This window comes from Methylocaldum sp. MU1018 (assembly GCF_053646775.1).
The window spans coordinates 1398741-1418508 of record NZ_CM132195.1 but is presented as its reverse complement, the minus strand read 5'-3'; the positions used below and the strand labels follow the sequence as shown (position 1 = coordinate 1418508).

Sequence of the window (19768 nt, the reverse complement as noted above, 5' to 3'; positions counted from 1 at the left end):
GCGCATCACCCGGTTGCGCGCGAACGACGCCATTTAATAATCGTTTCCGGGATCACGCCTTATCAAGGCTCCACCTTCACGCCCCGCCAAAATGCCACATAGCCCTTGATGGCTTCCGCGGCAGGTTTCGGATCGGGGTAATGCCACGCGGCATCTGCGTTGCGCTGTCCGTTCACCACCACATCGTAGTAACTGGCCGTTCCTTTCCAGGGACATTCGGTACGGGTGGCGCTTTCTTCGAAATACTCCCGGCGAATCGATTCCGGCGGAAAATAGCGGTTGTCTTCGACGATCTCGCAGCGATCGCTTTCCGCCAGCACCGCGCCGTTCCAAATCGCTCTGGCCATAACCGCCTCCCATAAGCCGAAATTTGCGCCTCGCCGTAGTAAGACTACGGTTGGCCAGGAAAGGTTTGCCGTTTTAGAATCGAGCCTGCGCTCAAGGGAGGCGATACCATGATTCAAACCGACCGTCCCTCTCGTCTCGCTCATCGAGACGATGCCGCCGACGCATGGCTTAAAGACTACCGGGTCGTGCGCGGGGACAGCGAAGCTCTGTGCGAACCGCTGGCCGTCGAAGATTACGTCGTTCAGGCGATGCCCGACGTCAGCCCGCCGAAATGGCATCTGGCCCACACCAGTTGGTTCTTCGAGAATTTTCTGCTCGTCCCGTACCTGAAACGCTATCGGGTCTTCCACGAACGCTACGGCCATCTGTTCAACTCGTATTACGAAACCGCCGGGACTTTTTTCCCAAGGCCGCAGCGGGGCCTCCTGGCGCGACCGACGGTGGCGGACATTTATCGGTATCGCACCCATGTGGACGAGGCCGTGGCCGAATTGCTGGCCGACCCGCCGGTTCGGGACCGGGACGAGATCGCCTCGCGCCTGGCGCTCGGCCTGAATCACGAGCAACAGCATCAGGAACTCCTGCTCACCGATATCAAATACAACTTCGCCGTCAATCCTCTCCGTCCGGCCTACCGTCCGCCGAATCATCCCGAGGCTCCGGAAGCGCCACTACTAAAATGGATAGGCTATTCCGGCGGCCTCGAAGAGATCGGCCATGCCGGCGCCGGCTTCGCCTACGACAACGAAACGCCGCGCCACAAGATCCATCTGCGCGATTACCGCCTCGCGTCGCGCCTCGTCACCAACGGCGAATATCTGGAATTCATCGAGGCCGGCGGCTATCGGCGAGCGGAATTGTGGCTTTCCGACGGCTGGGCGGCAGTCGGGCGGCGCGGCTGGCAGGCGCCGCTCTATTGGGAAATCGTCGACGGCGAATGGCGGCTGATGACCTTGTCGGGAATGTGCCCCATCGACTGGAACGAGCCCGTTTGCCACGTCAGCTTTTACGAAGCGGACGCCTATGCGCGGTTTCGGGGCAAGCGCCTGCCGACCGAAGCGGAATGGGAATGCGCCGCGTCCCGTTGCGCGGTACGGGGAAACTTTCGCGAATCGGGCCGCTATCATCCCGTGACGATTTCCGAAACGGGAGAATCCGATATCGCACAGATGTTCGGAGACGCCTGGGAATGGACCCAAAGCCCCTATGCGCCTTACCCCGGATTCAAACCCCTGGCCGGCTCGCTGGGCGAATACAACGGCAAGTTCATGTGCAATCAGATGGTGCTCCGGGGTGGTTCCTGCGCGACGCCGCGATCGCACATCCGGACTACCTACCGGAATTTTTTCTATCCGTCGGACCGCTGGCAATTTACCGGCATCCGCCTGGCCGAGGATGCGCCGTGAACGCTCGCCGTATCCGGTTCATCGACCGGCAGCCGGCACCGGCCGATATCCTCGACGAGGTATTGCACGGCCTCTTCAGCCCGCAAAAACGGCTTCCGCCGAAGCTGTTCTACGACAAGCGCGGCAGCGAGCTGTTCGAAGCCATTTGCAAAACGCCCGAGTATTACCCGACCCGCACCGAAATCGGCATCCTCCGGGATTCCGCCGCCGAGATCGCCGAAACCGTCGGCCGAGACTGCATCCTCATCGAACCGGGCAGCGGCAACAGCCAAAAAGTGCGGCTCTTGCTGGAAGCCTTGCGTCCCGCCGTTTACCTGCCGATGGATATTTCCAGGGATCATCTAAAACTTTCCGTTCAGGCGCTCGCGGCCGCCTATCCCTGGCTGCGCGTGCATGCGGTGTGCGCGGACTACAGCGGCGGCATGGAACCGTTCACACTTCCGGAATTGGCCGCTGAATCGAAAAAAGTCGTGTTCTTTCCCGGATCGACCATCGGCAATTTCGAGCGCGGGGAAACCCTGGTTTTTCTCCGCCGGGTCGCAGGGCTCGTCGAACCGGACGGCGGCTTGCTGATCGGCGTCGATCTGAAGAAAGATCCGGCGCTGCTGCACCGGGCCTACAACGACGCGCGGGGCTTGACCCGGGCGTTCAACCTGAACCTGCTGCGCCGCATCAACGCCGAGCTGGATGCCGATTTCGATCCGGCCAGGTTCTATCATTATGCCTTCTACAACGCCGGAGAAAGCCGGATCGAGATGCACCTGATCAGCCGTGGCGCGCAAAAGATCCGTCTGGCCGGAGAAACCGTGCGATTCGCCGACGGCGAATCGGTACACACGGAAAATTCCTACAAGTACACGGTCGAAGAGTTTCAAAGGCTGGCCCGGACGGCGGGATTCAGGGCCCAAGGCTGCTGGCGAGACGACGGCAATCTGTTCAGCGTGCATTATTTCGACTTATCGTCGTAAAGCGACACCGACCGTTCCCCCGAAGCGACTTGCATACCGAAGCACCTGCCATCCGCTCCGAACCGCCGCTGCTGATGCTGCGCGGCGTGACTCATGCCTATCGGGAAGGCGGCCGGCTGCGCCCGGTGCTCCGGGGCATCGACGGCGACATCGGCGAAGGCCGCTTCGTGGCCTTGCTGGGCCGGAGCGGATCCGGAAAATCGACCCTGCTGAATCTGATCGCCGGGCTGGACAGCGCCGATGCCGGCTCGATCGTCGTCGGCAACGTGGAACTGAACCGTTTGCGCGAACCGGAGCGCACGCTGTTCCGGCGCCGTCACATCGGCTTCGTCCATCAGTTCTTCAATCTGCTGCCGACCTTGACGGTGCTGGAAAACGTCGCTCTGCCCGCCGAACTGAACGGACTTTCCGCCGGGGAATCCCGAAGCCGGGCAGCCGCGCTGCTCGACGAAGTCGGCTTGGGCGACCGGCCGGACAGCTATCCGGATTCGCTTTCCGGCGGCGAGCAGCAACGGGTCGCCCTGGCGCGGGCGCTGGTGCACGATCCTTTATTGATCCTCGCCGACGAACCGACCGGCAATCTGGACAGCGCGACGGGCCGGCACATCCTCGCCCTCCTCGACCGCGCCGCCGGACGGCGCGGCAAGACCCTGCTGGTCGCCACTCACAGCCCTGAAGTGGCGGAACGCGCCGATACCGTGTGGGAACTCCGCGACGGCAGGCTCATCTCGTGATGGCGCTGCTGAACAAAGCCAATCGCCGGCACTTTTCCCGCCATCCGCTACAGCTCGTGCTGGCGATGTTGGGAATCGCCCTCGGGGTGGCGATGCTGGCCTCGGTCGATTTGGCTGTGGAAAGCTCGCGCCGCGCCTTTCAGCTTTCGATGAACGCGCTGACCGGCAAAACCACTCATCGCGTCGTGGCCGGGTTCGGATCGCTCGACGAGCGACTCTACCCGCGACTCAGGCGGAGTCTGGGCGATGTGCCTATGGCTCCGGCCGTCGAAGGTTATGTCGCAGCGCACGGCCAGACCCTGCGCCTCGCCGGCTTCGATCCGTTCGCCGAAAGCCCGATACGGCAAGGACTTACTCGATCCTCTCTCGCCTCGCTGGTCGACCTTCTGACGGAACCCGGCACGGTGCTGATTTCCCGCATCACCGCCCGGAAGCTCGGCATCGGTCCCGGCGACGATCTGACCGTGGATGTCGCTGGTACGCCGCAGACGATACGAGTGATCGGCTATGTCGATCCCGAGGACAAACCCGATCCCGCCCTGGAAGGCCTGATGTTCGCCGACATCGCCACGGCTCAGGAGACCTTGGCCAAAATCGGCCGGCTCGATCGCATCGATCTCGTCTTGTCCGGCGATCCGGGCGAAGTGCAAAAGCTGAAAAATCTGCTGCCGGAAAACGCCGTGCTGATCGATGCCGCCGGGCGAAACACCGCCACGGCGCGCATGTCCCAGGCCTTCGAGATCAATCTGAAGGCCATGAGCCTGATGGCGCTGCTGGTCGGCCTTTTCCTGATCTACAACACCATGACCTTCGCCGTGCTGCAACGGCGCCCGCTGCTCGCCAACCTCCGCATCGTCGGCGTCACCCGCGGGCAGGTCATGAGCGAAATCCTGCTGGAATCCGGGCTGCTCGGCCTCGTCGGCAGCCTGCTCGGATTGATGCTGGGACTGGTTGCGGCTCATGGTCTCCTGGAGCAAATCACCCGCACCATCAGCGACATGTATTTCGTCGTCACGGTGACGGCGTTTTCGCTCTCTCCCGCCGCCTTGCTGCGCAGCCTAGCGATCGGCATCTTGGCCTCGGTGCTGGCCGCCTTGCCGGCCGCCCTGGACGCGGCCTCGACCCCGCCGATCCGCGCCCAGCGCCGTTCCGGCCTGGAGCGGAGCGTACGCCGTTGGCTGCCGAAACTGGCATCATCGGGACTGATGTGCGGAATGCTCGGAGGGTTTCTCCTGAGTTGGCCGAGCGCCGGTCTGATATCGGCCATCGGCGGGCTCTTCCTGCTGGCGGGCGCTTATGCGCTCTTCATCCCCATGGCAGTGCTGGTCTTCGCCAAATGCTGTCCGCGCACGGCCTCTCCGATTTTCCGCCTGGCCGTCCGCGGCACCGCCGCCGCTTTGAGCCGCACCGGTTTGGCGACGGCCGCCTTGAGCATCTCGGTAGCCGTCGCTCTCGGCATCGGCATGATGGTGGAGAGTTTCCGCTTCACCGTCGCCGATTGGCTGGAACAATTGCTCCAGGCCGACCTCTATGTCGCCCGCCCCGCGGAACCCGGAATCGCGAGCGAACCCCTGCCCTCCTCGCTGATAGACAATGCCGTTCGCTTGCCCGAGGTGGCGGGTTTCAGCCTCGGACGCCGCACCTTCGTCGAATCCTCCGCGGGCCGCACTGAGCTTCTGGCGTTTCAGCCGAAAGGCCCGGAACGGCCGGCCTTCCGCTTCAAATCGGCCGACGATAACGCGGTTTGGAAGCGGTTTATGGCCGAGCCGGTAATCATCGTGTCCGAAGCGTTTGCGACCCGGCATGGGCTGAAACCGAGTGATTCGCTGGTGCTGAGCACGTCGCGGGGCCCGAGGCCGTTCGTCATCGCCGGAATCTTTTTCGATTACCGATCGGATCAGGGACTCATCGTTCTGCGGCGCGACTTGTACGCGGCTCTTTGGAACGATACCGGCGTCACCTCGCTCGGCCTTGATCTCGCGAGCGGGGTTGCGGCGGAAGCGGCGAAACCGAAACTGCACGAGCTGGCGCGACCGGCCGGCGCCGTTTTGATCCGTTCGAACCGCGAAATCCGCGAAGCTTCCATGGCCGTATTCGAACGCACCTTCGCCATCACCCATGTGCTGCGCCTGCTCGCCGTCGCCGTCGCGCTGATCGGCATCTTGAGCGCGCTGTTGGCGATACAGCTCGAACGGATGCGGGAATTCGCCGTGTTGCGCTCGCTGGGCATGACGCCGCGGCAACTGATGGGGCTCGTCCTCACGCAAACCGCTTTTCTGGGTCTTTGCGCCGGGATTCTGGCTCTGCCTTTGGGCTTCGTGCTGGCCGCGGCGCTGGTCGAAGTCATCAATCTTCGCTCCTTCGGCTGGAGTATGGATTTGACGGTTTCCGGCACGGAGTTGTGGCAAGCGCCGCTCCTGTCGATTGCCGCGGCCTTGATCGCCGGACTCTATCCGGCCTGGCGGGCGGGTAGATTAACGCCGGCCCTGGCGTTGAGGGAGGAGTGAGACGGTCAGGGCCTGCCCGCGTCCAGATCCTCGACTTTGAGAAAAATTCGGTTTTGCTGGCTGCGTGTCGAATAGTTGCGGCTGACGAGCCCATTTTCTTCGACGCCGGATGTCTCCACCTGCCCGCCGATCTCGACCCATTCGCCGAGCGCGGCCTTGACGACGGTGTGCGCGCTGTGCGTATCGATGACGCCGAACCGGTCGCGGCTGAGCCGGTCGGACCAAGGCGACAGTTCTATGATGACCTCGCCGCCGGACAATCTCGGCGTCACCGCGAATCCGGTAGTCGCCGGCCGGTATTCGATGTTCTCGCTGTAGCCGTATCCGTAGCCGTAATAGGATTGGGTCGGAACCGGGATTTGCTCTCCGACTTCGATATGGGCCGATTGCCCTTCCAGGGCTTGCAACTGCTGCGTGTAACCGGCGGAATCGCGGCCTTCCAGCCGATAAACGTGGCCGCGGATACGGACATCCGAATCGGCCGGGCGGTTCAGATCGACCCGTCCGCTCAAGCGCCCCTGCGCATCCAAGGTTTCCCGGGACAAATCGCGGCCCTGAGCGACCGTGATCAGGAGTCTGTGCGCGCTTTTATCGAGCTGCCGGACCAGATCGCGGATTTCTTCGACCTTTTCGGGATCGGCCTTCAAGATGAGCCGGTCGCGGGCGGGAATCGCGACATCGCCCGGCCCCAACAAGGGTTGAATCAGAGGCAGCATCTCTTCCGGCAGACGGTGGAACAGCTCAACGGTCGACAACGTCTGGGCGGCGGCCGGAGCATTCCAGGCGACGACGGCGATGAAGGCGATGAAGGCGAAACGCAGCCACATATCGGCGGAAGATTCAGGTATCCGCCTCGATCCGCAGCAAGCTCTCGGCGCTCAGGCGATCGGCCGCGGCGAGATCGTACAGTTCCAGATAACGCTGGGCGCTTTGCCGCCAGGAGAAATCCTGGCTCATGCCGGTTTTTTGGACCTTTTCGCGAAGCGCCTTGTTCTGACAAAGGACCAGGCCGCGATTCATGGCCTGGAATAAATCGTCGGCGGCGGCATCGCGGAAAACCACCCCGGTCGCCCGGCCCATGGTGATATTCGTGGCATTGGCATCGGCCACGGTGTCCGCCAAACCGCCCACGTGACGCACGATCGGAATGGCTCCGTAGCGCTGGCTGTACATCTGATTGAGACCGCAGGGCTCGAACCGGGAAGGCATCAGAAACAGATCGGCGCCGGCCTCGATCAGGTGCGCGCTCGCCTCGTCGTAACCCAGCTTGACCGCGACGCGATCGGGATACAGACGCGCCCAGTGCAAAAGAGTCTGCTCGTATCGGGCTTCGCCGCTGCCCACGATCACGAGTTGCATGGGCATCTGCATCAGCCTGGGCAAAAGCTCGATCACGAGATCGATGCCTTTTTGCTGGACCAAACGGCCCACCCAGGCCATCAAAACGATCTCGCCATCCGGCGCCAGCTTGAACGCCCGCTGCAACGCCGTCTTGTTGGCCGCCCTCTTCTCCAAGGAATCGATGTCGTAATTCGTGTGAATGAAAGGATCGGTGGCCGGATTCCAGGCGTCGGCGTCGATGCCGTTGAGTATGCCGCTGAGCCGCTCCCGACGATGTTTGAGCAAGCCTTCGAGCCCGGCGCCGAACTCCTCTTCCTGAATCTCTTCCGCATAGTGCGGGCTCACGGTATTGATCCGGTCGGCGAAAACCAGCCCTCCCTTGATGAAGGATAGCTGGTTGTAGAATTCCAGCGCATGGTGAGACCAGAACCGATTCGGCAAGCGCAACTTGACGAAGGTTTCGTAAGGAAAGACGCCCTGATAGGCAAGGTTGTGGATGGTAAAAACGGTGGCCGGCCGTCCCGGCTCGTCGCTGAGCAATGCCGGCACCAAGCCGGTTTGCCAATCGTTGCAATGCACGATGTCGGGCTTCCAGCGGAGCCCCAAGCGATCCATGGCCATCTCCACGGCGACGTGGCACAACAGCGAGAATCGCTCCGGGTTGTCGGGCCAAGGTTTCCCATCCGGCCCCAGGTACGGATTGCCGGGACGTCCGAAATACTTTGAGTGGGCGAGCATCCAGACCGGCACCTCCGAACCCGGCAGGACACCTTCCAGAATGGCGATCTCGCCATCGCCGTGCAGCAGCCGTACCTGTTCGAATCGGCCTGCCGCCAGGGCCGAGGCATAACCCGGGAGCAATATGCGGACGTCGTGGCCGAGTCCCTTCAAGGCTATCGGCAGGCTGCCCGAGACATCGGCAAGCCCGCCGGTCTTAATGAGCGGATACGCCTCGCTGGTAACGAAGAGTATTTTCTTCATTCGAGAGGTTCCGATTCATTTTTCTCGGGAACCTCGCACGTCAAAACGATTCCGGCCAGGGGGGGAAGCGTGAGACTGATGGAATAAGGCCTTCCCATCCACTCCTTCGCCTCGGCCGCGACGGTGTCATTGCCGACATTGCTCCCGCTGTAATGACGGGAATCTGAATTGAAAATCTCTCGATAAACGCCGGGCTCCGGCACACCGATGCGATAGTTCGGTCTCGGCACCGGGGTAAAATTGAACACCATGATCGCGAACTCGTCGGAGGAGCGGCGCAAATAACTCAGAATCGACTGCGGCGCATCGTGACAATCGATCCACTCGAAGCCTTTATGATCGAAGTCGAACATATGGAGCGCCGGATTTTCCCGGTAAAGCCGGTTGAGATCGCCCACCAGCCGCTTGAGTCCGCTGTGATTCGGATATTCGAGCACGTACCAATCCAAAGTCTTGCTGAAATTCCACTCGGTTCCCTGGCCGAACTCGCAACCCATGAACAGCAGCTTCTTGCCGGGATAGGTGAACATGAAGGTATACAGCAACCGCAGATTGGCGAAGCGCTGCCACTCGTCCCCCGGCATTTTCTGCAACATCGAACCCTTGCCGTGAACGACCTCGTCATGGGAAAACGGCAGGATGAAATTTTCCGTGAAGGCGTACAGCAGACCGAACGTCAGTTGATCGTGGTGATAATGGCGATGGATGGGGTCCTTGCTCATGTAGACCAAGGTGTCGTGCATCCAGCCCATGTTCCATTTCATCGAAAAACCCAACCCCCCGGTCCAGGTGGGCCGGGTCACCTGCGGCCAGGCTGTGGATTCTTCCGCCATGATCAGCGTGCCCGGGAATTGCTGATGGGTAACGGTATTGAGATCGCGCAGAAAGGCGATCGCCTCCAGGTTTTCGTTGCCGCCGTATTTATTGGGTATCCAGTCGCCCGGCTCGCGCGAATAATCCAGGTAAAGCATCGAGGCGACGGCATCCACCCGAAGCCCGTCGAGATGGAATTCCTCCAGCCAGAACAAGGCGCTGCCGATCAGAAAGTTGCGCACTTCGTTTCGGCCGTAGTTGTAGATCAGGGTGCCCCAGTCGCGATGTTCGCCGAGCCGCGGATCTTCGTGCTCGTAAAGCGGCGTGCCGTCGAAGTAGGCCAATCCGTGCGCGTCCTTCGGAAAATGGGCGGGTACCCAGTCCAGAAAAACGCCGATGCCGTTCTGATGGCAGTGATCGACGAAATAGCGGAAATCCTCGGGCGTGCCGAAACGGCTGGTGGGCGCGAAATAGCCGGTGGTCTGGTAACCCCATGACCCGTCGAAAGGATGCTCGGTGATCGGCAACAATTCGATATGACTGAAGCCTTGTTCCTTGACATAGGCCACGAGTTGTTCAGCCAGCTCCCGGTAATCGAGAAACTCGCCTTCGGCTCCGTGCCGCCAAGACCCCAAATGAACCTCATAAACCGACATGGGTTGGTGGAGCCAATCGCGACTCTTTCGAGCCTCCATCCAGTCGTCGTCGTTCCAAGCGTAAGCCCGGTCGGACACGACCAAAGAAGCGGTGTTCGGGCGCCGTTCGAACTGTCGGCCGTAAGGATCGGTTTTTAAAAGAATGGTGCCCTGCTGACGGTTGCGGATTTCGAATTTGTACAGCGTGCCGGGTTCGAGCTCGGGAATGAACAGTTCCCAGACGCCGCTGCTGCCCCGCACCCGCATCGGGTGACGCCGCCCGTCCCAGTCGTTGAAATCGCCCACCACGCTGATTCGCTCCGCGTTCGGAGCCCACGTGGCAAACAAGGTGCCTTCGATGCCGTCCACAGTATGCGGATGGGCGCCGAGAACGCGATAGATATGCCAATGTTTGCCTTCGCCAAAAAGATAGAGGTCGAAATCGGCGAGTTGCGGCGGAAACGTATAGGGATCGATATGGCTTTCCGGCTGTCCCGACTTGTCCGTCCAAAACAGGCGGTAATGCTCGGGAACGACGCCGTGGTCCAAATGGCATTCGAATAAATCGGTGCCGGGAATGCGCTGCATGTCCGGGCCCTGCTTTCCGATTTTCACTGTTTCGGCCTGAGGAATAATCGCCCGGATCACGTCTCCCTCTTCGGTTCGGTGCCGACCTAAAACCGCAAATGGATCATGGTGGCGCGCCAAAATGATCCGCTGCAATTCCGAATCTATCCGAGGCGAAATGCGGTCGGTCCCGGTAGCGGATTGTGTATCGGTCGAGTTCACTTTGTTTGGCCTCTGGTAGTAGAATGTCGTCGTTGGCAAATACCCGAAACATCGGGGATTATGGTATCAAATTCGCGCCAACTGGATGACACAGTTTAAAGGAGCTTTTATGCCAGAATCGATGCATGCGTCCCGTTTCGTTAGCCGCCTTACCCGGCACACTTTGGCGCTTATTCTGGCTGGAGGCCGCGGAACACGATTGCACAAGCTGACCGAGTGGCGCGCCAAACCGGCCGTGCCTTTCGGGGGCAAGTTTCGAATCATCGATTTCCCACTCTCCAACTGCATAAACTCCGGTATCCGGCAAGTCGGCGTCTTGACGCAATACAAAGCGGACTCGTTGATTCGGCATATTCAGCAGGGTTGGGGTTTCCTGCGGGCCGAACTGGGCGAGTTCGTCGACATCCTGCCGGCCCAGCAGCGCCTTCAGGAAGCCTGGTACGCGGGAACCGCCGACGCCGTATACCAGAATCTGGACATCTTCCGCCGGCGGGATCCCGAATACATCCTGATCCTCGCCGGCGACCATGTCTATAAGATGGACTACGGCCTGATGATGGCCTACCACGTGGAAATGCAGTCCGACCTGACCATCGGCTGTATGGAAGTACCGCTATCCGAGGCCAAAGCGTTCGGAGTCATGCATGTCGACGAAGACAAGCGCGTCTCCAACTTTGTCGAAAAGCCGGAAAGCCCTCCGCCCATGCCCAATCGGCCCGATCATGCCTTGGTGTCGATGGGCATTTACGTTTTCAATACCGGCTTCTTATTCGAACAGCTCATCAAGGACGCGGACACGCCGGGCTCGAGCCACGATTTCGGCAAGGACATCATTCCCTCGGTCATCAAGAAATACCGGGTGTTCGCTTATCCGTTCCGCGATGTGCAGAGCGGCGTGCAAGCGTACTGGCGCGATGTCGGTACGGTGGATTCCTATTGGGCCTCCAACATGGAATTGATCGGCATCGACCCCGAACTCAACCTGTACGACAAGGATTGGCCGATCTGGACCTACCAGGCACAAACGCCCCCCGCCAAGTTCGTCTTCGACGACGACGACCGCCGAGGAATGGCAGTGGATTCCATGGTATCGGGCGGCTGCGTCATTTCCGGCGCCGAGGTCAGGCATTCGCTGCTGTTCAGCAATGTCCGCGTGAACTCTTATTCCAAGGTAAGGGATTCGGTGATATTGCCGGACGTCAACGTCGGCAGGCACTGCCGCATCACCAAGGCCGTCATCGACAAGGGCTGCCATATACCGCCCAACACCGTGATCGGCGAGAATCTGGAAGAAGATCGAAAACGATTCTACGTCAGCCCCGGCGGCATCGTGCTGGTCACCCCGGACGCCTTGGGGCAACGGCTGCATTTTGCCCGTTGAAATCCGTTTTTAGACGCTCACGCATCGCCGCGTGAGACCCTGATAGTAGAGAATTTTGGGGGTCTGAATGGCGTTTGTACCGCCATGGCATTCGCTAGACACCATTATCCGTCTGTACAACAGCAAAGCCTCAAACGAAAGCACTTGCTCAGCCTTATCGAAACACAAGCCCATTTAGCGAGTTCCTGTTGACACTTGGTTTCTGGAACTCGAGCCATTGGCGTCCAGCATCATTCTCGGAAAGAACGCTCTAAATTCCCAGGCATTCCGTTAAAAACCGTTTAACAAACAAAACATGCCTCGGGGACTCCCAACTCATATCCTTAAGGTGGGGAATTGACACACGCATACAGCATATTGGACCGGCGCCGCGCCGGTATTCTTCTGCATATTACGTCTCTACCCGGCAGCTTCGGAAACGGCGATTTAGGTCAAGAGGCCTATCGATTCGTCGATTTTCTGGCAAGCTGCGGCGTAAGCGTCTGGCAAACGCTGCCGATCAATCCCACTCATACCGATGGCTCGCCCTATCAGTGCTTATCGGCACATGCCGGCAATCCTCTAATGATCGACCTTAAATGGCTGTCCGATCGCGGTTGGCTGTCGGTGTTGCCGGCTTCCGCCGGAGAAACGTCGGCCCTTGCCTATCGAATCCGCTGCTTAAAACAAGCCTTCGAGGCTTTCCAAAAAGGGCCGCAAAATGAATACCGCATCGCGCATGACGAATTCGTCGACACGCACGATTGGTGGTTATCGGATTATGCGCTCTTCATTGCGCTGAGAGAGGAGTTCGGCAATGAGGCATGGCAGGAATGGCCCGTCGCCATCCGAGACCGAGAACCCGCTGCGCTTGAAGCGGCCCGATGGCGTCTGGCGAACAGGATCGCCCAAGTCAAATTCGAGCAATTCGTCTTTTTCGAACAATGGACGGCATTACGCCGCTATGCCAAGCAGCGGGGAGTCATGCTGTTCGGCGACATGCCGATATTCGTCGCCGGCGACAGCGCAGACGTCTGGGCTTGCCGGGAATTTTTCGATCTGACGGATCATGGTTATGCCCGCGTCGTAGCCGGGGTGCCGCCGGATTATTTTTCGGCGACCGGCCAGCGCTGGGGAAACCCCCACTACAACTGGGAACACATGAAAACGACCGGCTTCCGCTGGTGGCTGGAGCGCTTTCGGAGTCAACTGGCGCTTTACGACTGGGTACGCATCGATCACTTCCGGGGTTTCGAAGCGTACTGGGAAATACCCGCAGAATCCGAAACGGCTATTCACGGCCGCTGGGTCAAGGCTCCGGGCGAAGCTCTATTGGAAACGGTATTTGCCACGCTCGACGGCGCCGGATTACCGCTGGTCGCGGAAAATCTCGGCATCATCACCCCCGAGGTGGAAGCTCTGCGCGCCCGATTCGACATTCCCGGTATGCTGATACTGCAATTCGCCTTTGACGGAGGCGACGACAATCCTTATCTGCCCGAGAACCACACCGAGAATAACGTGGTTTATACCGGCACTCACGATAACGATACAACGCTGTCCTGGTACGAAAACTTACCCGAGACGCAGCAGCACCGTATTTGTGAATATCTCCTCAGCCATTGCGGCGGCCAAGACGTGCAAATGCCGCAGAGCCTCGTCCAGTGCGCATTGGCTTCGGTAGCGAAATTAGCGGTAATACCGATGCAGGATATTTTGGAACTCGGCCAGGGAAACCGCATGAATACGCCCGGAACGATTTCAGGCAATTGGCAATGGCGTTTTTCCTGGGATCAACTTACGGAGCATAAGACCACACGTTTGGCCGAGTGGGTCCGAGTTCATGGAAGACATGTTTAGAGCGTTTTCGATACGGACGTAGGGGCGACTTCAGTCGCCCCTCCACGGCAGACGACACACCCGTTCCGCATGGAATGCCGTTAACGCGAGATGAAAGCGCGCTAAGTATATTCATGAAAGTTTTACGGCATAGGAGCCGATGATCGAGAGCACCTGCCGGGGAAAACGGTTGTAGTATCGGCCGAGCGCCGGTTAACCGGGAGATGATGACTTTCATGCCATCAGCTTACTTTCTTTCTTCCCGTAGAATTTTCCGGAATGTACTTAGATCCCGCTTACCCGCCCAAGCGTCTTGCAGCAAGACTCGACTCGCGCCCGCATGCAATGCCGGATACGAAAGCGTTACACCTGAAATGTAGCGATGACTGCCGTCTCGTTCGAGATGCGGTACTGATACTTGCAAATGAACTTGCAGTAAGAAACGACGCCGGATGGCTTTGAACGCCGCCAAAAACGGCTTTGCTGCATAAATTCGTGAAGGTCGGAACCCATTTAGGGCGCTCGCTTTCCAACGTCTTTACGCAACAAAGCCTAACGATCAGATGCTCCTCCGAGCCGTTATTTTTGTCCTCCGGTTTTAGCGCTTGCCCTGCAGATATTAACTCCTGCTTCAGCAAGAGTTTTTATCTTTGATTTATCTGCTTTTCTACCCGGGCTTTCGTTTCCTCAAAGGCCTTGGTAGGTACGCTCTCCATTTCCCTGCTCTTCAACAGGAAAACTCCAATGACAGTCGCCACAATGATACCGCCGATGTAGAGCCAAAAATTGTCTTTTTCTTGTTCCATCTTCTTTTACCTCAACAAAACTCTTTGGTTTGTGACACAACGCTCCCTGACATCAAGAGCGTCCATGAGGGCCGTAACTCTCGGTTACGCCCGCTGGTGAAAACCTCGCGCTATAGCGATTCTCCACACAACGGGTACTATTCTATGAGTGTCAACAATGATGTTCAAGATTGTTGCTTGACTTTTTTCAAACCAAGACTTTATTGAGCGCTAAGGTCTTGCTTTACAAGATTTTCTTGCTCTTCAAAGACTCCTGCAAGTGCTCGAATACCCCCTCCGCGGCCTGCTCTATCATCTCTCGCACCTGATTGAAAAAGGCTTCTCCGCCGTGAAAGGGATCGGGGATACGGCGCGTTTTAAACTGCGGCGCGAAATCGAGAAGATACCGAATTTTCTGGACCTGGTTTCTCGGACAAATAAACCTCAGAGCATCGAAATTTTCTCCATCCATCACCAGAATGTGGTCGAATCGCTGAAAATCGGCGAGCAAAACCCTCCGCGAGCGGAGACCGCTAATATCGATGCCCCGCTCCAGCATGGCTCGCTGAGCGCGCGGGTCGGGCGGACGCCCCACGTAATGAGCATGGGTTCCGGCCGAATCGATGAACACCTCGTCCATGCAGCCCGCTTTCCTCACCAACTCTCTCAAGGCCCCCTCGGCCATGGGAGATCGGCATATGTTAGCCATACAGCAAAACAAGACGTTGATATTACTCATGATTTGCGATTGCTCCGGATTGCCGGCCGGTCAGTCGTCCGGGTTATCGTGACAGATCAATGAACTCATTCGCCCATCTGCAATAACAAACCGCGCTTGCGGGCAACATGAAAGGCGAAAAGGTAAAGGATGAAACCGATCAAAAGGTAAACCGCATTCAACAGGACGGCCGTCCAAAACGAATCGAGGGGAAAAACATGCTCGCGCACGACCGCGCGCATTCCTTCGAAAACATGGGCCGAAGGCAACAGCAGCGCGATTTTTTGCAGCCAGTCCGGAAGCACCGAGATCGGATAATAGATGCCGCTGAGAGGCGCGACCGCAAAAATCACCGCCCAAGCCAAACTCTCGGCCCCCAATCCGTAACGCAATACCAGCGCGACCACCATCAAGCCGATCGCCCATCCCATGACGAGCAGATTGGCAAAGAAAGCCACGAGCGGGAGTCCCATATCGAAAATCGAATAGCGATACAGCGCGACCGCCAAACCTGCGGCCGCCCCAACGCCGACCGACGTCCGCAGGAAGCTTATCGTCAGCAAGGCCATGACCAGTTCATAGGGACGCAGCGGACTCACGAACAAGTGTCCGAGATTACGGGAATACATCTCTTCGAAAAAGACCACGGAGACGCCGAGCTGGGCGCGAAACAGTACGTCCCAGAGCAAAACGGCACCGATCAACAGTCCCGCCGCTTGGGCCACCCATTCGCTGTGACCGGCGAAAAACTGACTGATGAAACCCCATAAAATCATCTGCATCGTCGGCCAATAGATAAGCTCGACGAGCCGCGGCCAAGAACTGCGCATCAGATACAGATAGCGCATGACCAGGGCGAAAATACGCTGTAAGCTCATATACATGGCCGCTTCAAGCCGATAGGCGCCGCTGCTCGCGCGCGATATCGATAAAGACCTGCTCCAGATTGTCTCTCCCGTACTTCTGCGCCAGCAGGGCGGGCGCCCCCTGATCCACGATGCGGCCTTGCTTGAGAATCAAAACCTTGTCGCACAAGCGCTCCACCTCCTGCATATTATGGGAGGCGAGCAGCACTGTGGCGCCGGAGCTTTCCCGATAAGCTTCGAGGAGCGATCGGACCGTGTCCGCCGAAGCCGGGTCCAACGAAGCGGTCGGCTCATCCATCAGCAACACTTCAGGTTCGTTCAAAAGCGCTTTGGCTAACGCGACGCGGGTGCGCTGCCCCGCCGAAAGGGATCCGTAAGAGCGATGCATCAGGGCTTCGAGATCGAAGCGTTCTGCAAGAGACCGCAAGCACGCGGCCCGGCGCCGAACGCCGTAGAGGCGGGCGTAAACGTCCAGATTTTGCTTGACCGTAAGCCGATGCGGCAAATCCACGTAGGGAGAGGTAAAATTCATCCGAGACAGCGCCGCGTATCGGTTTCTGATCATATCCACGCCCATGATTCGGATACTTCCCGAAGAAGGCAGCAATAGCCCCAACAGCATCGCCAGAGTGGTCGTTTTTCCCGCCCCGTTCCCGCCGAGTACGGCACAGGTGCTGCCGCACTCGACATCGAAAGAAATGCGGTCGACCGCCGCCACGGAACCATAGTGCTTGCTGAGACAGCGAACTTCAATTGCGGGAGCCCGCATAAACTTCTCCTCTGCCTAAAGGCCCGGTATCGCCGCATGAATCCGCCCGACAAATGCACGCAAGCCCTGCTCGGCAGACGACCGGCGTCCCGGACATAGACTTTGACGCTTCCCGGTAGAACGATGCCGCCCGAGACTGCCCCGCCAGCCCCTAGACCGCCCGAACCGGCCATCGGCGTAGGCGCCGTGGTATTTGACGCAGCCGCGCGAGTTCTTCTGATCCGTCGAGGCAAAGAGCCCGCCTTTGGATTGTGGTCGATTCCGGGCGGTAAACAGGAGCCCGGCGAAACCCTCGTTCAATGCTGTCGGCGCGAGGCGCTGGAAGAAACCGGAATCGAGATAGAGCCCGGTCCGGTCGTGGCTCTCGTCGAGCGGATCGTCGATGAGTTTCATTATGTCATCGTCGACTTCGTTGCCGTCCCGAAAAACCCGAACGGTCCCGCCCCGAATCCGGCCACCGATGTCTCCGACGCCCGCTGGGTGGCGCTCGCCGACTTGCATCGTTATCCACTCGTGGAGGGACTGGAGCGGGTCATCCGAATCGCTCGCGAGAGTTTGCTTTCCGGTTTCGCCGTGGGCCTGGTCGATGCCGACAGGGTTGGCCGCGACTTCTTGGCCCGTCTCTAGCCGGAGATCCCCGGCTCTAGGCCAGACGAAGCCGGAAAATCGCGACCAAAGCCCCTGTTAGCGCCAGCAGCGTCGGAAAGAAAGCCGCAAATACCGGGTTCATCTCGTAAATCAGGCCCAAATGGCCGAAAGTGCGGTCAAACAGATAAAACCCCAATCCAATGACCACGCCCACGACGATGCGCTGGCCCATGCCGACCCCTCGCCGAACCGGCAGCACGAAAGGCGCGGCAACCAGCAGCATGACCAGGGTGACCGCCGGATTCACGATTCTCCCCCAAAACGCCAGTTCGACAGTCGCCGACTGTTGTCCGTTCTCTTTCAGATAATGGATATATCTCGCCAGTTCGAAAGCCGACAGGTTTTCCGGACTGATCACGAATGCATTCAGCAGATTCGGCGCAAGCACCGAAGACCAATCGGCATACGCTTTTTGCTCGGTAACGATTTGGTCGACGAGCATTCGGCTCTCGCGAATATTGTCCAGCCGCCACTGCTTGCCGTCGTAAACGGCTTTGTCGGCATGCGTGGCCGAATGAAGCCTTTGCGCCTCCTCGCCCAACTTGAAGATATTGATGTCGCCCAGGCTTTCCGGCCGCTCGATCTGGCGGATATTGATGAACACATCGCCGTCTCGCACCCAAAAACCGTACCTGGTTCGCGATGCGACCTGCTTTTGCAACGCGGTGGCCTTGAGCGTATGGGCCGCGCGTTCCGCCACGGGCGCGACATATTCGCCGATGCCCACGGAAATGAAAACCAGCATCATGCCGCCGCCCAGCACCGCCACGATGATGCGCAGACGAGAAGCCCCCGCGGCCTGCATGGCGACCAATTCCCGGTTATTGGCCAAGGCTCCCAGGGTAACCAGGCTTCCGACCAATGCCGCGGAAGGCATCAATTCGTAAAAGTTGCGCGGCGACGTCAGGGTCAGATACTGAAGGATGCTCGCCAGGCCATAATTGCCCTGGCCCAAATCGCCCAGTTCATCCGCAAAGGTGAAAAAATTGAGGAGCACCAGCAGGATCAACACGGCGATCAACGATCCCTTGATCACTTCTCCCGCAATATACCGGCCCAGCGTTTTCATAATCCGAACTTTTCCTTAGCGTTCCGAATGACCCAGCCAAAGCCGAGATTTCTCACGAACAGGATTCCGGCGATCGCCAGCAACAAGACATAAACGCCGGAATAGCTCAGCCATAGCGATATTTTCTCGGTCATCAGAAGCCCCTGGGTGATCTTTTGGGCGTTCTCGTAAACCACGTAGATCAGAAAAGCCGTAAATACGTTGCCATAGACGCCGCTACGCGGCGCGATCTTCGCGAGCGGAACGGCCAAAAAACTCAAAAAGAGCACCCCGAACGGCACCGCCAGGCGTTTCTGCAACTCCGCCAGCTCCCGCGGCGTATGCAAAACCCACAGCGCGGCGCTGTCCGTCGCCTCGCGCTTGAGCGCCGCCTCTTCGCCCTCCGGGCCATCGATGCGCACGGCATATTCCTCAAATTCGCTGACGATGAAATCGGCTTGGCCGGGTACTCCTTGATAACGGCGGCCGTTCTGCAAAACGACGAAATTCTCGCCCAGTTCGTTTTTCTCCAGGTGTCCTTTCTCGGCAAGAATCACGCCGGTCTTGTCCCGCTGCCGGCTTTGCACGAAGATTTTGTGCATGCTGCTGCCTTCGTCCAGCTCCTCTGCGTACAACACGACATCGCCTTGGCTGAATTCGTTGAACCGACCCGGCCTGATACCCCGTATGTCGGCGCTTTTCTCATCCTTCTTCATGAGCGCCTGAGCCTGTCGCTCGGACCAGGGCATGACTTGGAGCGCCAAAACGGCGGCCAGGCCGCACGTCGGCAACACCATCCAGCTCATCGCTCGGTAAATGCGACTGGATCCCACCCCGCTGGATGCCAGCACCGACATCTCTTGATCCCGGTACATCCGTCCCAGCACGGTCAAGGCCGCCATGAACACGCCAGCCGGAAGCAACTGGGCGGTTGCAGACAGGATTTTGAGTCCGAGCAGCTGAAAGATGGTTTCCCCGGACAATTCGCCTTCGATGGCCTTGGCGAGAATGCTGAGAAACTTGCGACTGACGATGATTGTGACCAAGACACCGAGCACGGCCCCCAAGGTCTTGGCGAGTTCCGCCGCCACCATTCGGTCGAGTACCGAGATGATCGGGGCATGTCTCCATTGAAGCGGTTTAAAAGGATGGGGTTTCATAATAAGCTTTAACGGTTCGGAGCCCTCCCTTGAAGATTGCGCTCGACAATCCA

At 58.9% G+C, this 19768-nt stretch carries 17 protein-coding genes; 7 read left to right on the top strand and 10 right to left on the bottom strand.

Annotated features, from left to right (window positions below):
- Window positions 1–62: 62 nt before the first annotated feature.
- Window positions 63–347: a DUF427 domain-containing protein gene (locus tag ACWJKU_RS06680; RefSeq protein ID WP_454146992.1), complete on the bottom strand. Its 285-nt coding sequence runs from the start codon at window positions 345–347 to the stop codon at window positions 63–65.
- A 108-nt stretch (window positions 348–455) separates the two neighbouring features.
- Here ACWJKU_RS06680 and egtB point away from each other — a divergent pair, with 108 nt between their 5' ends.
- The 4 genes from egtB to ACWJKU_RS06660 are packed head-to-tail and all read left to right on the top strand — an operon-like array spanning window position 456 to window position 5963.
- Window positions 456–1754 carry an ergothioneine biosynthesis protein EgtB gene (gene egtB / locus ACWJKU_RS06675; protein WP_454146990.1) on the top strand — a complete coding sequence of 433 codons (1299 nt, stop codon included), beginning with the start codon at window positions 456–458 and terminating at the stop codon, window positions 1752–1754.
- Window positions 1751–2722 (top strand): L-histidine N(alpha)-methyltransferase, encoded by a 972-nt coding sequence (gene egtD / locus ACWJKU_RS06670; protein WP_454146988.1) that lies wholly within the window; start codon window positions 1751–1753, stop codon window positions 2720–2722. The genes egtB and egtD overlap by 4 nt, the downstream gene beginning before the upstream one ends.
- A 29-nt stretch (window positions 2723–2751) precedes the next feature.
- Entirely contained in the window at window positions 2752–3456 is a 705-nt protein-coding gene (locus tag ACWJKU_RS06665) for an ABC transporter ATP-binding protein (protein ID WP_454146986.1), read from the top strand.
- Complete coding sequence (locus ACWJKU_RS06660; protein ID WP_454146984.1) at window positions 3423–5963, top strand: ABC transporter permease; 2541 nt, start codon at window positions 3423–3425, stop codon at window positions 5961–5963. Before ACWJKU_RS06665 ends, ACWJKU_RS06660 begins: the two co-directional genes overlap by 34 nt.
- A gap of 5 nt (window positions 5964–5968) precedes the next feature.
- Here ACWJKU_RS06660 and ACWJKU_RS06655 read toward each other — a convergent pair whose 3' ends face one another.
- Genes ACWJKU_RS06655 through glgB form a run of 3 tightly spaced genes read right to left on the bottom strand, consistent with a single transcriptional unit; the run spans window position 5969 to window position 10480 of the window.
- Complete coding sequence (locus ACWJKU_RS06655; protein ID WP_454146982.1) at window positions 5969–6790, bottom strand: hypothetical protein; 822 nt, start codon at window positions 6788–6790, stop codon at window positions 5969–5971.
- 13 nt (window positions 6791–6803) lie between these two features.
- The gene (gene glgA / locus ACWJKU_RS06650) at window positions 6804–8285 is read right to left on the bottom strand and encodes a glycogen synthase GlgA (RefSeq protein WP_454146980.1); all 1482 of its coding nucleotides are present in this window, start codon (window positions 8283–8285) and stop codon (window positions 6804–6806) included.
- The gene (glgB, locus tag ACWJKU_RS06645) at window positions 8282–10480 is read right to left on the bottom strand and encodes a 1,4-alpha-glucan branching protein GlgB (protein WP_454148060.1); all 2199 of its coding nucleotides are present in this window, start codon (window positions 10478–10480) and stop codon (window positions 8282–8284) included. The genes glgA and glgB overlap by 4 nt, the downstream gene beginning before the upstream one ends.
- Window positions 10481–10631: 151 nt before the next feature.
- On the opposite strand from glgB, the gene glgC reads away from it, so the two are divergent.
- Together glgC and malQ are read left to right on the top strand one after the other, a co-directional pair.
- Window positions 10632–11903: a glucose-1-phosphate adenylyltransferase gene (gene glgC / locus ACWJKU_RS06640; RefSeq protein WP_454146978.1), complete on the top strand. Its 1272-nt coding sequence runs from the start codon at window positions 10632–10634 to the stop codon at window positions 11901–11903.
- Window positions 11904–12239: 336 nt separating this feature from the next.
- Window positions 12240–13742 carry a 4-alpha-glucanotransferase gene (malQ, locus tag ACWJKU_RS06635; RefSeq protein ID WP_454146976.1) on the top strand — a complete coding sequence of 501 codons (1503 nt, stop codon included), beginning with the start codon at window positions 12240–12242 and terminating at the stop codon, window positions 13740–13742.
- Window positions 13743–14365: 623 nt separating this feature from the next.
- Here the strand turns inward: malQ and ACWJKU_RS06630 are convergent.
- The 4 genes from ACWJKU_RS06630 to ACWJKU_RS06615 all read right to left on the bottom strand — a co-directional run bounded on the left by ACWJKU_RS06630 (window position 14366) and on the right by ACWJKU_RS06615 (window position 16859).
- Complete coding sequence (locus ACWJKU_RS06630) at window positions 14366–14527, bottom strand: hypothetical protein (RefSeq protein ID WP_454146974.1); 162 nt, start codon at window positions 14525–14527, stop codon at window positions 14366–14368.
- A 223-nt stretch (window positions 14528–14750) separates the two neighbouring features.
- A complete protein-coding gene (locus ACWJKU_RS06625; protein ID WP_454146972.1) occupies window positions 14751–15245 on the bottom strand; it encodes a low molecular weight protein-tyrosine-phosphatase in 495 nt (164 codons plus the stop codon).
- A 65-nt stretch (window positions 15246–15310) separates the two neighbouring features.
- Window positions 15311–16108 carry an ABC transporter permease gene (locus ACWJKU_RS06620; RefSeq protein WP_454146970.1) on the bottom strand — a complete coding sequence of 266 codons (798 nt, stop codon included), beginning with the start codon at window positions 16106–16108 and terminating at the stop codon, window positions 15311–15313.
- 7 nt (window positions 16109–16115) lie between these two features.
- On the bottom strand, window positions 16116–16859 hold the full coding sequence (locus tag ACWJKU_RS06615) for an ABC transporter ATP-binding protein (protein WP_454146968.1): 744 nt from the start codon (window positions 16857–16859) through the stop codon (window positions 16116–16118).
- A 123-nt stretch (window positions 16860–16982) separates the two neighbouring features.
- On the opposite strand from ACWJKU_RS06615, the gene ACWJKU_RS06610 reads away from it, so the two are divergent.
- The gene (locus tag ACWJKU_RS06610; protein ID WP_454146966.1) at window positions 16983–17486 is read left to right on the top strand and encodes an NUDIX hydrolase; all 504 of its coding nucleotides are present in this window, start codon (window positions 16983–16985) and stop codon (window positions 17484–17486) included.
- Window positions 17487–17502: 16 nt separating this feature from the next.
- On the opposite strand, the gene lptG is transcribed toward ACWJKU_RS06610, so the two are convergent.
- A complete protein-coding gene (gene lptG, locus ACWJKU_RS06605; protein ID WP_454146964.1) occupies window positions 17503–18576 on the bottom strand; it encodes an LPS export ABC transporter permease LptG in 1074 nt (357 codons plus the stop codon).
- Complete coding sequence (gene lptF, locus ACWJKU_RS06600) at window positions 18573–19715, bottom strand: LPS export ABC transporter permease LptF (protein WP_454146962.1); 1143 nt, start codon at window positions 19713–19715, stop codon at window positions 18573–18575. Before lptF ends, lptG begins: the two co-directional genes overlap by 4 nt.
- Between the last annotated feature and the right edge of the window lie 53 nt (window positions 19716–19768).

Coding starts and splice junctions, on each gene's coding strand:
- glgA (WP_454146980.1), bottom strand. CDS start 8,285: ATGAAGAAAATACTCTTCGTTACCAGCGAGGCGTATCCGCTCATTAAG.
- glgC (WP_454146978.1), top strand. CDS start 10,632: ATGCCAGAATCGATGCATGCGTCCCGTTTCGTTAGCCGCCTTACCCGG.
- ACWJKU_RS06630 (WP_454146974.1), bottom strand. CDS start 14,527: ATGGAACAAGAAAAAGACAATTTTTGGCTCTACATCGGCGGTATCATT.
- lptF (WP_454146962.1), bottom strand. CDS start 19,715: ATGAAACCCCATCCTTTTAAACCGCTTCAATGGAGACATGCCCCGATC.
- ACWJKU_RS06655 (WP_454146982.1), bottom strand. CDS start 6,790: ATGTGGCTGCGTTTCGCCTTCATCGCCTTCATCGCCGTCGTCGCCTGG.
- lptG (WP_454146964.1), bottom strand. CDS start 18,576: ATGAAAACGCTGGGCCGGTATATTGCGGGAGAAGTGATCAAGGGATCG.
- egtB (WP_454146990.1), top strand. CDS start 456: ATGATTCAAACCGACCGTCCCTCTCGTCTCGCTCATCGAGACGATGCC.
- ACWJKU_RS06615 (WP_454146968.1), bottom strand. CDS start 16,859: ATGCGGGCTCCCGCAATTGAAGTTCGCTGTCTCAGCAAGCACTATGGT.
- ACWJKU_RS06610 (WP_454146966.1), top strand. CDS start 16,983: ATGCCGCCCGAGACTGCCCCGCCAGCCCCTAGACCGCCCGAACCGGCC.
- ACWJKU_RS06620 (WP_454146970.1), bottom strand. CDS start 16,108: ATGTATATGAGCTTACAGCGTATTTTCGCCCTGGTCATGCGCTATCTG.
- ACWJKU_RS06680 (WP_454146992.1), bottom strand. CDS start 347: ATGGCCAGAGCGATTTGGAACGGCGCGGTGCTGGCGGAAAGCGATCGC.
- ACWJKU_RS06625 (WP_454146972.1), bottom strand. CDS start 15,245: ATGAGTAATATCAACGTCTTGTTTTGCTGTATGGCTAACATATGCCGA.